The organism is Terriglobus sp. TAA 43 (assembly GCF_000800015.1).
In the GTDB taxonomy this organism is placed as follows: Bacteria; Acidobacteriota; Terriglobia; order Terriglobales; family Acidobacteriaceae; genus Terriglobus.
In genome coordinates, this window is sequence record NZ_JUGR01000001.1 from 2,883,805 (window position 1) to 2,897,906 (window position 14,102).

Here is a 14,102-nt window from a genome sequence, read left to right on the forward strand (position 1 = left end):
AAAACACGATATGCGATTGGCCGCACTTGCACTCATCTTTGCCGCAAGTGCGGCCAATCTGTCTCTGGAAGCGCAACAGGCTCCAAAAGCGCCTGTGCCGGTGATTCTGTCCACGGACACAGGCAACGAGGTAGACGACCAGTGGGTGATCCTCTACCTTCTGACCGATCCGGCATTCGATGTGCGTGGCATCCTGTCCGCGCAGGCGCCCACCCTACCTGATCCTTCCGCGCATTGGACACTCGGTGTTCTCCGTGACGAGGTCGAGGACCACATGGGGCTGACGGTGCATCCGCCGCTGCTGGAAGGCGCCAGCACACCCATGCAGGATGCTTCCACGCCTCAGCCCAGCGCGGCCGCGCGCTTCCTGGTGGAGCAGTCGAAGGGATTTTCTTCATCGAACCGGCTCACGGTACTCACCATTGGAGCAGCCACGGACACGGCTTCTGCGTTGCTGGTCGACCCGACCCTCGCAGACCGCATCCGCATCGTGGCGATGGGATTTACCAACCTCAAGCCAGAAGGTGCGGCGGAGTTTAACGTGCTGAACGATCCGCATGCGTGGCAGGCGATTCTGAAATCGCATGTGCCTGTGGTGATTGGTACGGGCGAAGTCTGCCGCCGCGATCTGTCCATGGGCTACGCTCAGGCGCAGCAGATGCTCGCAAACCACGGCCCCCTGGGCGCGTGGCTGTGGGATGAATATCGCGTCTGGTACTTCTCGCATGTCAAACCTGTACGCTCCACGGACTTCACCCACAATCACGTGATCTGGGACATCATCACAGCGGCGTATGTGCGAGGACTGGTGACAACGCGGGTGGTACCTCGACCTTCGCTGACCGATGACACGCGTTTTGCTGCAGGGCAGAACGGCGCGACGTGGGAAACCATTACGCACGTGGATACGGCAACGCTGTGGAAGGACTTCTTCGTCGATCTGGATCGCTTCACCGCAACCCACACATTGCCGCCTTACCAGCCGCGTTAAATGCGCAGAAACGCTGAAGAAACTAACATAGAGGTATGAAGCCTCGATCTCCGCTCTATGTCACCTCGCTGATTGCGGGTGCGTTCTTCATGGAGAACCTGGACGGCACCGTGATTGCCACGGCGCTGCCGCAGATGGCGAAGAGTTTCCATGCCAGCGCTGTCAGCCTGAACATTGGCATGACGGCGTACATGCTCACGCTGGCCGTGCTGATTCCCATCAGTGGATGGGTAACGGATCGTTTCGGATCGCGGTCGGTGTTTGCTGCGGCAGTGGGCATCTTCACTGTGGCGTCGCTGCTGTGCGCAGTGTCGCGAAATCTTACAGAGTTCACGCTGATGCGCATTCTGCAGGGAATGGGCGGCGCGATGATGGTGCCGGTGGGCCGCTTGATTGTGTTGCGCGAAACGCCCAAAGACAAGCTGGCGCAGGCGATTGCATACATCTCGTGGCCCGGCTTAACGGCCCTTGTGTTGGGGCCACCGCTGGGTGGATTCATTACCACCTATGCGAGCTGGCACTGGATCTTTTTGATGAATGTGCCACTCGGTATTGCCGCTCTCATCCTTGCCATGTTGTGGATTGAAAATGTTCGCACCGAGGAGCGGCATCCCTTTGATTGGGGCACATTCGCGCTCGGTGGCATTGCATCCGCAGGCAGTGTGTACGCAATGGAACTGCTGGGCGGAGGCGAGACGCGCTGGCCTGTACCGGTGACCATGCTCGTGCTCAGTTTGTTGTGCGGTGTGTTGGCGATTGTCTATGCGCGACGCAGGCAAGAGACTTCGCTGATTGATTTTGAATCCATGCGGAATAAGACCTATTCGCTCTCGATCTACGGCGCCAGCGCGTTTCGAGTTGCGGTATCGGTCTTACCGTTTCTTTTGCCGCTTATGTTTCAGATTGCTTTTGGCCTGAACGCATTTCGCAGCGGCCTGTATCTGCTGGCGCTATTCGGCGGCGATCTCAGTATGAAATCGATCGTCCTGCCATTGCTTCGGCGGTTCGGCTTCCGCCGCATCCTCATTGTGAACGGAATCCTCACGGCGCTCTCAATGGTGGTGTGTGCGTTTCTGTCACCGTCCACGCCGGTGGTACTGCTTCTGCTGGTGTTATTTGTGCATGGCGCATGCCGCTCCATGGAATTCACATGCCTTACTACGCTGGCCTATTCAGAGATTCCGCCAGAACGCATGAGCCGCGCCAACGGCTTCCTGAGTGCCATCATGCAGTTGAGTGTTGGTATGGGAGTGGCGGTGGGCGCGGTGACGCTGCGTTCTGTGGCGCACGCACGCGGACATTCAGCAGCCACGCCGCATCTTGCAGATTTCCGCTGGGCCATCCTTCTCATGTCGATCGTTGCGTTGGGGCCGGTGTTTGATAGCCTCGCTCTTCCGCACGATGCAGGTGCAGACACCAGTGGCCATCAACCAGAGATTGCAGAAGCAGAATCAGCACTGATCTAAAAGGAAAAGGGCATAGCGAAAGCCATGCCCTTCGTTACATTCGTTAGCTGCCTATCCGTTCGGCCGAGCAGCAACCATGCGTTCGTTAAAGGTGCGGAAGAAGTTTGCGTAATCACCGTTTTCTGCAGCAAAACGAAGTGGCTTTACGCGATCAATGATGACTTCCTCCACATTCGGCTGATCGCGCAGGATGGCGAACGTGTCATGCAGATAGTCCGCCAAAGGCATCGCAGCAGGATCGTTCTTCTGGCGGTCACCCATTAGTTCTGTCTGCACATACGGCGGAACGATTTCGATTACCTGAACGCCCGTGTCTCTCAACTGGAAACGCAGCGACTGCGTATAGCTGTGAATCGCCGCCTTCGTTGCGCAGTAGGTCGGCGTCATGGCGAGCGGCACATAGGCCAATCCGCTCGTGACGGTCATTACGGTTGCAGATGGTTGCTTCAACAGATGCGGCAGCAGGGCGGAGTTCAAACGGATGGGCCCCAGCAGATTCGTTGCAATCGTGGCTTCGGCATCTTCCGCGTTGCCGTCGGCCAACTTTTCGTTCCGCATGATGCCGGCGTTATGCAGCACGGCATTCAGCTTCGGATACTTCGCGATCAGATCGTTTGCGAACGTCTTGGTAGCCTCTGCGCTGTCAATGTCCAGCACCTCGGCGCTCATGCCAGGGTTTGCTGCGACCACTTCATCGAGAACAGACTTGCGGCGTCCTGCGATGATGACGTGGTTGCCTTCTTTGTGAAATGCCTCGGCCAGTCCGCGACCAATACCGCTGCCGCCGCCGGTGATCAGAATTGTGTTGTCTTTGATCTGCATGGTGTCTTCTCCCGCAATGCTATGCAAGATTATGCGCCATGCCCGAATGTTTTTCTGTGAACGAAAAAAAGGGGCAGTGTTTAGGCTGCCCTCTTGCCAAAACCAAATTGTGCTGCGGTGACCACCGGATGGCGGGGGTCAGCTCGCTGATCGAAGACGACTTACCAAGCTTGAGAGCGCGGGTTGTTGCATGCGGTACATTTTCTCCTCCAGCGCTTGGGTGACAAAGTGATTGAGAGATATCCCCTGTTGACGGGCAAGGTCTTCAGCTTGCTGCCTCAAGGAGAGTGCGATTTTAACCGGTATGTTTTCGTGCCGTAGGGGATCCATAAGTGCCTTAAAGAGAACTCAACGCAGAAATCGCCGCAACCAAAGTTTTCCTATATTAGGCGCGGCTGTGAAAAAGTCAAACTAATAGGTACACATTAAGTAAGTTATTCCAAAGTTCTGGGAATAAGTGTCGGGTATCCAACTTATGCTGCAGGTAACCGAACTACCTCGGATGGCATCAAGCTTTTCTGTTTTAGAAGACCAAAGAAAGTCTCTACCTCCACCGGTCTGCTGTAGAGATAGCCTTGCGCAATGCGGCATCCGAAGCGCAATAAAGTTTCCGCTTCGAATTCCGTTTCCACACCTTCCACTGAGACGCTCATACCCAATGCCTCGCTCATTCCTAAGATGAATTGAATGATCTTGCCGTTCACGGGCGAATCGATGAGAGACCGAACAAAGCTCTGATCAATTTTCAACGTATCAACAGGGAACTTCTGAATGTAACTCAGGGAGGAGTAACCAGTGCCGAAGTCGTCGAACGCAATCTTCACGCCGAGGTTCCGGATTCTCTGCAGAAGCGGGCCCATCAATGCGGGCTCGCTCATCAGGATGCTCTCTGTAATCTCCAGTTGCAATTGGTTCGGCGGCATGTTGGTCTCTTCCAGCGTCTGCACCAGGAGGTCAAAATATCCGGGCAGCTCCAATTGCTTCGACGAAACGTTGAGAGAGAGCAAAAGAGGCTTTGATGACCTTTCCTGGAACTTATGAAAGTCACCACATGCCTTGCGAAGCACCCAGTTTCCGATCTCGACGATGTGTCCTGTCTCTTCGGCGAGGCGAATGAAAGTATAGGGCCCGAGCAGCCCCCTTACTGGATGTTGCCAACGGATCAACGCTTCTGAGCCATAGATCGAACGATCCTGCATATCCACGAGAGGCTGATACCACAATACAAATTCTTCTTCTGCGATGGCCCGTTTCAGCTCTTTGCGATCTTCAATGGCACGCAGCATGTTGGCGTACATCTCTTGAACGAAGACCGCGACCCGAGCCCCGCCTTCACGCTTGGCGCAATACATGGCCAAGTCGGCGTCGCGAAGTACCGAGTCCGGATCGGTATAGCCGCTGTCAATCGTGCATAAGCCAATAGAGGCGGAAAGATGAAGTGAGTTTCCTGCAATCTCAAAAGGCCGTTCCACAACCGTCAGAACCTGATGCGCAAACCGCAGCGCGCAGCCAGCGTCTGAAGCGCAGTTGAGAAGGACGGCGAATTCATCACCGCCAAGTCGCACCGGCACATCTTCTTGGGTCGCAAGTGTCCGCAAACGCTTTGCTACTTCCTTTAGTAGCGAGTCGCCCTGTCCATGCCCCAGCATGTCATTCGCGGATTTAAAGTTATCCAGATCGATATACAACAGTGCGTGGTAAGCGTAAGCGCGAGCGCCCTTCTTATGGAGTAGTGTGCGCAACCGGTCATTCAAGTAAGTACGGTTGTTCAGGCCTGTTACAGGATCGCTAAATGCAAATGCGGCTAACTTCGCTTCCACGCGCTTTCTCTCTCGGATCTCCTCCAGAAGCGCCTCATTCTGCATCCGTATTGCTCTCTGCTCCGCCAAAGCATTCGCAATCTCTTTTTCCTGTTCAGCCTCCGCCAGCCCGCGACTCCATCGGATACTGCGCCAGTACAGAAATAATCCCGCATGAGCGACGCACAGTAGCAACACCGCGATCGCAATTGCAATCGGCGCGATGAATGGCGGCGTCTGAAATTGGGTGGATCCTGCAAGAGGCAGGATGTGTTGCGGCGAGGGTGCCCGACGAACCCACATCCATATCAAGTAGGTCGCCAGTGCGGCAGGCGCCAGGCTCGCGATCGGATACGCAAAGCGCGGGCCGCGCCATGGTGTCGCAGACCTCCTCAACAACATCGCGACGACCACCTGGCAAAGAAAGCACACTGCCGCTGCAAGCAGAAATGTAGCCGTCAAATTTAAAGGACGCAGGGGATACCGGACGCCCGACGCGACCAACAACAACAGTTGCGAACAGAGGATAGTCGCCGCTTCCAGAAGGCTCGATGGCAAGAGCAAACGCAGTCGTACGTTTTCGCGGGTGACACTGCGGAAGGCGACAGTCCGGCCACCTATGGTTATCAGCAAAGCCAGCGTGAACAGCAGGAAATCAAAGGACGTTCCCTGCGGGACCTGGAACAAAGACAGGAAGCAAAGCTGAACACAGAAGCGGCAATAGCCTGCCGTAACACCTGCCCCAATTGTCCAAATCTCTCTCTGCTTTTCCGCCACAGAGATAAGTGCCTCAGCAAACCGGAACGCACTGAACATGGTGAGCAACATCAACAGGAAGCCAGCGCCAACACCATGCGGTTGGTGGCTGAATATGAGTTGCAATCCCTGGGTTTCGAACGCTGGGTACAAGTTACAGCTTCCTTTCTGTCTATCCCACTTATCGGCGCATGACGGGATCGAGTGATTGTGTGCCTTGCCGATCAAGTCACTTAAGTTCACGCCCACTGTCCTTTTGTAGCTTGGAAATCGCCACGTTACCGTTGCTCTTTAGTGGCGATATCACCCCTGATATCAAAACCCGGATTTATTTGGATATCGGTAACTCCCTGTGGTGACCGATGTCCATTCTCGTTGCAAGATAGTGGAACAGTTCCTCTGAATTTGGCTTCTGCGCTGGTGATTCAGCCGGACAGAAGAATCAGAGGCATAACAATAACCCCCACGCTTCAAGGAGAACAACATGACGCTTCGCATTTGGAAAGATCTCGTACAGGACGAATCAGGACAGGACCTAATTGAATACGCATTGATCGCCGGACTTATTGGCGCAGTCTGTGTCGGAACACTGCAAACGTTCGCCACTGCCCTTCAAGGTGTGTTCACGACAATCTCTGCGCATTTCACCGCTATCACCTAGTCCACAGACGAAGCAGCTTCTTTTCGGCTATATGCCCTTGTTCCATATTTCTGCCCGGAGGTAACGCGGCGATGATATCGCATGCAATCGTGTTGCAGTCGTACACCGCTGCGGTGGCACTTTGTGCCGCAGTTATGGATGTGCGATCGCGCCGCATTCCGAATTGGTTCACGCTCCCCACTCTTATTGGGGCACTCGTACTGCAGGTAACCACTGGAGGCCTGCATGCACTCGCGCTATCGTTTGTAGCGTCCGTGCTTGCAGGCTCTCTCTTCCTTGTGCTGTTTCTGGCAGGAGGAATGGGCGGAGGAGATGTGAAGCTTATCGCTGCAATTGCAGCGGGCGTTGGTCTCTCGAACACGGGAGCACTTCTCGCACTCACCGCACTCTGTGGTGGGATCATGGCCATCGTTGTCATCGTGTGGCGTGGGCGCGTTTGGCAGTCCGTGCAAAATGTTGGCCACATCATGGCGCATCATTGCGAGAACGGTCTGGAGCCTCATCCGGAACTGAACGTTCGCAATAACCGCAATCTTCGTCTGCCGTATGCATTGGCCATCACAGCCGGTACGCTGCTGACGATTTCTCTCCAGAAGGTCGGACAATAACATGCAACCACGGCGGCTCCTCATTGCACTTACCGTTGCAATCATTGTCTCGGGACTATTTACGCTTTGGCTCGGCACCAGGCTGTCGCATCAGGCCAGAAATTTCGAAAGCTTAAAGTATGTTGCGCTCGCCAAGAACCTTGATCCTGGACAAGTCATTGGCGCAGATGATCTCAAGCAGATTTCATGGCCTGCGGGTGTGCCTTTGCCCGGTGCCTTTGTGCGCAAGGATGAGGTTGTCGGTAAGTCGGTGCTATATCCCTTGCAGGAAGGCGAGCCCCTGACAGCGCGTCAGCTTGCAACCAGCGCCGGTCTTTCCGCCCGTATCCCTGCCGGTATGCGAGCCATCTCACTCAAGTCGAATGAAGTGGTGGGTGTCGCCGGATATCTTCTTCCCGGCACTCACGTAGATGTACTGGTGACGGTGCACGCCGCTTCGTCCGCTGACCCCATCACATCCGTCGTATTGCAAGACGCGCAGGTACTTACTGCAGGCGAGAAGATGCAGCCCGACCCGGATGGTCACGCCAGCAAGGTTGATGTAGTCACGATCCTGGTGTCGCCCGACGACGCAGAGAAAATCGTGCTCGCCAGCACACAGGGAACTGTTCACTTTGTTCTCAGAAACGGCGGAGACCATGCCGTGGCAACGAATGCTCCGATGAATCTTTCCGCATTGGGTGTTCAGGCGACTTCCACGGCTGCACCCGCCGCCGTCGCTCACGTATCTCCACGCGGACAATCTCAGCCGATGCATACCAAACCGACGCCCGCCACATACAGTATCCAGGTTCGCCGCGGCGATAAAGATTCCGTGGAGACCTTTTAATGTACCGTCTCAATCCGCTTCATCGCTCCGCCCTATGTTTCGCTCTCCCGGCAATTATGTTGTCAGCATTCGTTCATGCAGAGCGTCCGCAGCCACACGCCCTTGCAGCCGGCACCGATGCGGAGAAGAGCAGTGTCGCTTCCGCTCAACCGGCATCCACGTCCGGTCACAGCGCGCCTTCGACAAGACAATCGGCGGTATCGGGAATGGAGAGCGCAGTGCTCTCCGATGCGCCAACGCATCTTCTCATTGGTCGGTCAGCATACGTCACTTCACAGAAACGGCTCTCGCGGGTGTACATCACCAACCCGAACGTGCTGTCCGCGTATACGGCCACACCTAATGAAGTATTGGTCACCGCAAAAGAGCCAGGCGTAAGTTCCCTCATGATCTGGGATGAGAGCGGGGAGGCGCACACCTACTTCTATTCGTCTGATGTGGAAACAACTTTGTTGGAGAGTGTGTTGAAGTCGGCTCTGCCGAACGAAAACATTACGGTGCGCGCCGACGGCTCGCGCGTTCTTCTGTCGGGAACCGTCAGCAATGCGACGTCTTATCAAACTGCGGAGAAGCTTGCCGCTCAATACTCAAAAGATGTGTCCAACGCTATCGTTGTGAATCCCGCAACAGCACGCCAGGTTCGTCTGCACGTCCGCATGATTGAGGTGGATCGGACGAAACTGGAGCAGCTAGGTTTCAACCTGTTTAGTTCGGGTGGGAATACGTTAGCGCAAAGTACTACTTCGCAGTTTCCCTCCAGCCTCACCACTACGACAGGTAGCAATAGCAGCAGTGGTGGTAGTAGCGGTAGCACCTCCACGGTAGGTAATAAGACTGTCTCTATCACCAACCCGTTGAATTTTCTCCTCTACAACGCAGATCTGAATCTTGGTGCCATGATTCAGGACCTGGAACAGCGGAATGTTCTCCAGATTCTTGCAGAGCCGAATATCACCACACTCAGTGGAGAGAAAGCCAACTTTCTGGCAGGCGGTGAATTTCCATTTCCCGTGGTGCAGGGAGGCATAAGTGGCCTCACATCCATCACAGTTCAATTTCGTCCTTACGGTGTGAAGCTTGAGTTTCTTCCGCAGGTGAACGCCGATGGTTCCATTGCCCTGAAGGTTGCGCCAGAAGTAAGTGCGTTGGATTACACGAATGCCGTGCAAATCAGCGGCTACACCATCCCCGCTATCTCAAGCCGCCGAGCAGACACTCAAGTCGTATTACATGACGGACAGACGTTCGCAATTTCCGGGCTGTTGGATCAACGTACGACAGACCAGCTTGGACGTACGCCTGGAATCGCGAACATTCCGATACTTGGCAATTTGTTTAAGAGCAAAAACATTAATCACTCTACTTCAGAGCTTTTGGTTCTTGTCACACCAGAGATTGTTGATCCATCGAAAGAGCAGGTAAAAGAACCGGCTCTGGCAGTGAAGATGCTGGACCCTACCAACTTTGACGACAAGATGCAGAAGAACCCAAAACACTAAAAGACACACCGGATGTTGGGTGTGAAGAAGGATGCAGGCAATGTATCAATTGAACGGAACTCTCGATGTCGTTGTGCTCACAATCGGAACGGAAGAGCGCGTCACACGGGAACTTCTGGACGTCGTGAACATGCGCAATTGGTCAAGCAGTGCATTCCACTTTGAGCGCTATCTTACTTCGCTCCGCCACCCATCCATTGGGCAGTACATCTCGTCCTCAAACGGTTGTCTGGCCTTTGTCGACTATGATCGCAATCCTGATGAGGCCGCGGAGACAGCACAGTATCTTTCGAAGGTCTATCCGGGCAAAGTTCTTATTGTTGCTGTGGGCAAGCGGCCCTCGTCGACCGCCATTCTGGTTGCGATGCGCGCAGGCTGCAGCGAATACTTCACCAAACACTCTCCTCCGCAGGAACTGGATGTATTGCTCGATCGCTTCCAGCAACAGTGCTTCACCGAGGTAGAAAGCCACGCCACAAACGGCGCAGTGCTTTCCGTTCTTGGAGCCAAGGGCGGCGTTGGAGCCACCAGCATCGCAGTGCATCTTGCCACGTACCTTGCGCAATATCACCAGCGGAAAACGCTGCTCATTGACCAGCAGCAGATGCTAGGTCACGCTTGCGTCTATCTCGGTATCGACGGAGAACACCATACGCTTGGGGAGGTCGTTCGCAATCTCAAACGCATGGACAGTGAATTACTTCGCGGCTTCGTTGCGCATCATTTCAGCGGTCTCGATGTGCTGTCGTCGCCGGATGCATCCAGCGATCAGGACCTCGTTCCTCCGCAGGAATTCGTACGCACCCTTGAATTTCTGCGAGGCGAATATGACTACGTCATCCTGGATTGCGATCGCAGGCAGCCGGACCTCTGGCCCAGCCTGGCGACTGCTTCGTCCGAGATTCTGATGGTTGCCACACCAGAAGTGGCCGCGGTGCGTGATCTTTCCCGCATTGCCGATGGTCTCGTTGTGACAGAAGGTACGTCCTCAAAGCTGAAGGTTATTCTCAATCGCTACAACGCCCCGCACGCACTGGCAGCCGATCAGATCGAAAACGTTCTTAAGCTTCCCATCGCGCTCAAACTTCAAGACAGCCCGGGCGAAATGGTCTTTGCCTCCAACTCAGGAAAGACGCTTAAATACCCAGGCCCAAGCCAGCTTGCGACCGCTCTGCATGGATGGAGCAGCAAACTTGCAGACATCAATGCAAAACCTGCATCAGCGCGCAAGCAGGATAAGTCTGTTTCGCGATGGCGGCAGCTTATGCCCGCCTGGTAAACGTGCATCACCGATCCAACAAGGAAATCAAGAAGCCAATGGCAGTGAACAGCATGATCACGATCGATGAGGGGGAAGTCGCAATGCCCATTCGTCATAGCATCTCGGAGGCCACCCAGCAGGAGGTGAAGTCGGCGGTGCATCGTGAGTTGCTGAAGAGGCTTGATCTTGAACGCCTCGCCGAGTTCAATGAGACGCGCTCCAGCCAGCAGCAACTCTTTGCCATCATTCACCGCATCGTTACGGAACAAAACATTCCGTTGAGCGCGGCGGAGCGCGATCGCCTGACGCAGGAGGTTCTGAACGAGGTTTTCGGTCTCGGACCTATCGAACCCCTGCTCCACGATCCCACGGTCAGCGACATCCTGGTCAACACCTGGGACTCAGTGTATGTAGAGCGTCGCGGTCTTCTGGAGAAGACCAACATTGTCTTCAAGGACAATCGCCACCTGATGCACATCATTGAGAAGATTGTGTCCGCGGTAGGCAGGCGCGTTGATGAGATGTCGCCCATGGTGGACGCTCGTCTTCCGGACGGCTCCCGCGTAAACGCCATCATTCCGCCGCTCGCCATTGACGGGCCTATCCTTTCAATCCGCCGGTTCGGCAATACACCTCTCACTGCGGAAGATCTGATCCGTTCGAAGATGCTTGCTCCTGCAATGCTTGAGGTTCTTCGCATTGCTGTTGAATCACGGTTGAACATCGTGGTTTCCGGTGGTACCGGCGCAGGCAAGACGACGCTGCTGAACGTGTTGTCTGGATTCATCTCTGAACGGGAGCGCATCGTTACCGTAGAAGACTCCGCAGAACTTCTGCTTCGTCAGGAGCACGTCGTGCGTCTTGAAACGCGCCCGCCGAACCTGGAAGGACATGGTGCTATTCGTCAACGCGAACTGATCATGAACGCGTTGCGTATGCGTCCCGATCGCATCGTAGTGGGCGAGGTTCGCGGCGAAGAGACACTCGATATGTTGCAGGCCATGAATACAGGCCACGATGGTTCTCTCACCACCATCCACGCAAATTCTCCGCGCGATGCGGTGGCCCGCCTTGAAACCATGGCAATGATGGCCAATGTCGGTCTTCCGGAAAAAGCGATTCGTAATCAGATTGCATCGGCTGTCCACCTCATCGTGCAGGTGGCCCGCATGAGCGATGGCTCACGCCGCATTACACACATTGCAGAAGTCGCGGGGACACAGGCAGACATCGTAGCGCTGAATGATCTTTATCTCTTTGAACGTATGAGCACTGGATCCGCCGGTAAAGTGGCCGGCCGCTTTTACTCGCCGGGCGTCCTTCCCCGCTTTGCGGGCAGGCTTCATGACACCCCGCCTCACGTCATTGCTGAGCTTCTGAACGTGAGTGTGGAGGTCTAGCGACATGTGGCTTTCTCTTTGCTTCATTCTGCTCACATCGATCATCTTCGGTGCCGTAGTATATGGCACCAAGCCGTCGAGGGTAGCCACGGAAGCAGAGGTGCGTCTACAGACCCTGGTCGTCCTCACAAAGCCGTCGCAAGCGAAGACGCCACAGGCCAGCCTCGAGAAAAAGATCCCGAGTTCGTACTTCTGGTTAGAGAAGCGTCTCGAAGGTACTCGTGTGCTGCGATACATTCGAGTGCTGCTATTACAGTCCAGAAGCGACTGGAGTCCTGGCGGAGTGATTCTCTCTGTCCTCGGCCTGCTTGTTATGTTGCCGTTGCTAACGGGCCTCGCAACCGGAAACCCCATCCTCATGGTCGCTGCATTTGTTTGTTCCTTTGCGCCGGTGCTTTGGCTCCGCACGAAGCGGCAGCGCCGCATCAAGGACTTTGAAACCGCACTTCCGCAAGCGCTGGAGATGTTTGCGCGTTCGCTGCGTGCAGGCCACGCCATCCCGGTTGCGATTGGCGTGCTTGCAGAAGAAGCGCCGCTTGCTGTCCGTCAGGACTTCGCAGAGGCGCACCGCGATCAGAACTATGGGTTGCCCATTCGCGATGCATTCACTGCCATGCTGGAACGTGTTCCATCGCGCGATCTGCGAATTTTTATTACGGGGCTTCTCATCCAGAAAGATACGGGTGGAAATCTTCCAGATGTAATGGATCGCATTGTGGCCGTCATTCGCGATCGTGTGCGCATACAGGGAGAGGTGCGTACGCACACTGCGCAAGGTCGGCTCACGGGTTGGATTCTTTGCCTGCTACCCATAGCGCTGTTGTTGGTCATCAACGTTATGAGCCCGGGATATTCGCGCGTCCTCTTTCACGATCCGATGGGGCGCAAACTCCTCTACACCGGCGCCGTGCTCTTATGCCTCGGTATCATTACCATTCGCCAGATCATCCGCGGGATTGAAGTGTGATCCCATGAACCTTCTCTTTATATGTTCCGCGGGCTTCGCCGTCTTTTTCATCATTCTGCTTCTTGCCACACCTGTATTGCTGAAGAAGTCAGCCGATGCAGATCGTCTGCGGCACCTGATCCACCCAAACCAAGTCATCACAAAAACATCCTCACCACACCTCAAAGAACTTGTAGCGCGTTGGACCGCGGTTTTGCGTCCGCGCGCCGGCACTCGCCGAAGTGAACAGGCAAGAGAAAAGCTGGAAGCAGCAGGCCTGCGGACATCCATGCAGAGGGACACCTACGCATCGGTGCAAGGGATCGCACCTTTGGCCGGCCTTTTTCTTGGTACCTTTGTTCGCGGAAATATGATGCTGGCCTGTGTCGTGCTGGGTGCCATCGGCTATCTCGGGCCAGATATCTGGTTGCGACGACGTATTCGTTTGTACAAGGCGAAGCTTCTCCGCTCTCTTCCAGATGCGTTGGATCTGCTGAACATCTGCGTGGAAGCTGGACTCGGTCTGGATCTCGCGATGCTGCGCGTGTCGGATGAGCTGGCACTAAGTCATCCGGAGTTACATACAGAGTTCCAACGCGTGCAGTTGGAGCAGCGCGTGGGTGGCGTAAGGATGGACGCCTGGAAACGGTTCGCAGAACGATCCGACATAGAAGAAATCAGATCGTTCGTTGGAATGCTCGTACAGTCCGAGCGATTTGGAACTCCCATTGCACGTTCACTGAGTCGCTTTGCAGATGACTTGCGCACGCAACGTAGACAGGGGGCCGAAGAAGCCGCCGCCAAAACCCGCGTCAAGATCGTTTTTCCCCTGGTCTTCTTTATCTTTCCCTGCCTGTTCCTCGTGTTACTGGCACCGGCGATCATCAGCCTGTTTGGAATTTTCAAAGACCTTCAATAACTCAACCGTTCGACCTAAACGAAGTATCCACATAAGGAGATAGCCCAATGGACATGACAACAATGATTCGCATCGCAGCGGGTGTTCTGGCAGTTTTGATTCTCGGCGTGATCGTCTATCGTCGCCGCAGATCGGCATAACGATG

The 14,102-nt window shown here is 55.0% G+C and carries 13 protein-coding genes; 11 read left to right on the forward strand and 2 right to left on the reverse strand.

Annotated features, from left to right (window positions below; translation table 11 throughout):
• Positions 1–10 precede the first annotated feature (10 nt).
• Together M504_RS12330 and M504_RS12335 are read left to right on the forward strand one after the other, a co-directional pair.
• A complete protein-coding gene (locus M504_RS12330) occupies positions 11–991 on the forward strand; it encodes a nucleoside hydrolase (protein WP_047491780.1) in 981 nt (326 codons plus the stop codon).
• Positions 992–1,026: 35 nt separating this feature from the next.
• A complete protein-coding gene (locus M504_RS12335; protein ID WP_047491784.1) occupies positions 1,027–2,457 on the forward strand; it encodes an MFS transporter in 1,431 nt (476 codons plus the stop codon).
• A gap of 51 nt (positions 2,458–2,508) precedes the next feature.
• Here the strand turns inward: M504_RS12335 and M504_RS12340 are convergent, their stop codons facing one another.
• Both M504_RS12340 and M504_RS21335 read right to left on the reverse strand, forming a co-directional pair.
• Entirely contained in the window at positions 2,509–3,279 is a 771-nt protein-coding gene (locus M504_RS12340; RefSeq protein ID WP_047494721.1) for an SDR family oxidoreductase, read from the reverse strand.
• Between the two features lie 473 nt (positions 3,280–3,752).
• Positions 3,753–5,987, reverse strand: coding sequence for a bifunctional diguanylate cyclase/phosphodiesterase (locus tag M504_RS21335; RefSeq protein WP_052200674.1), 2,235 nt, complete (start codon positions 5,985–5,987; stop codon positions 3,753–3,755).
• 331 nt (positions 5,988–6,318) lie between these two features.
• Between M504_RS21335 and M504_RS12350 the strand changes: the two genes are divergently transcribed.
• The 9 genes from M504_RS12350 to M504_RS22085 all read left to right on the forward strand — a co-directional run bounded on the left by M504_RS12350 (position 6,319) and on the right by M504_RS22085 (position 14,097).
• On the forward strand, positions 6,319–6,495 hold the full coding sequence (locus M504_RS12350) for a Flp family type IVb pilin (RefSeq protein WP_047491787.1): 177 nt from the start codon (positions 6,319–6,321) through the stop codon (positions 6,493–6,495).
• Between the two features lie 71 nt (positions 6,496–6,566).
• The gene (locus tag M504_RS12355) at positions 6,567–7,103 is read left to right on the forward strand and encodes a prepilin peptidase (protein ID WP_052200675.1); all 537 of its coding nucleotides are present in this window, start codon (positions 6,567–6,569) and stop codon (positions 7,101–7,103) included.
• A gap of 1 nt (position 7,104) precedes the next feature.
• A complete protein-coding gene (gene cpaB, locus M504_RS12360) occupies positions 7,105–7,932 on the forward strand; it encodes a Flp pilus assembly protein CpaB (protein ID WP_052200676.1) in 828 nt (275 codons plus the stop codon).
• Entirely contained in the window at positions 7,932–9,431 is a 1,500-nt protein-coding gene (locus M504_RS12365) for a type II and III secretion system protein family protein (RefSeq protein WP_052200677.1), read from the forward strand. The genes cpaB and M504_RS12365 overlap by 1 nt, the downstream gene beginning before the upstream one ends.
• A 40-nt stretch (positions 9,432–9,471) precedes the next feature.
• On the forward strand, positions 9,472–10,710 hold the full coding sequence (locus M504_RS12370) for an AAA family ATPase (RefSeq protein WP_198137588.1): 1,239 nt from the start codon (positions 9,472–9,474) through the stop codon (positions 10,708–10,710).
• Positions 10,683–12,092, forward strand: coding sequence for a CpaF family protein (locus M504_RS12375; protein WP_232296269.1), 1,410 nt, complete (start codon positions 10,683–10,685; stop codon positions 12,090–12,092). Before M504_RS12370 ends, M504_RS12375 begins: the two co-directional genes overlap by 28 nt.
• A gap of 4 nt (positions 12,093–12,096) precedes the next feature.
• Positions 12,097–13,059, forward strand: coding sequence for a type II secretion system F family protein (locus tag M504_RS12380; protein WP_047491793.1), 963 nt, complete (start codon positions 12,097–12,099; stop codon positions 13,057–13,059).
• A 4-nt stretch (positions 13,060–13,063) separates the two neighbouring features.
• Positions 13,064–13,957, forward strand: a complete 894-nt coding sequence (locus tag M504_RS12385) for a type II secretion system F family protein (protein ID WP_047491796.1) — start codon at positions 13,064–13,066, stop codon at positions 13,955–13,957.
• A gap of 47 nt (positions 13,958–14,004) precedes the next feature.
• Positions 14,005–14,097 carry an LPXTG cell wall anchor domain-containing protein gene (locus M504_RS22085; protein ID WP_156993724.1) on the forward strand — a complete coding sequence of 31 codons (93 nt, stop codon included), beginning with the start codon at positions 14,005–14,007 and terminating at the stop codon, positions 14,095–14,097.
• The last annotated feature ends 5 nt before the right edge of the window (positions 14,098–14,102 follow it).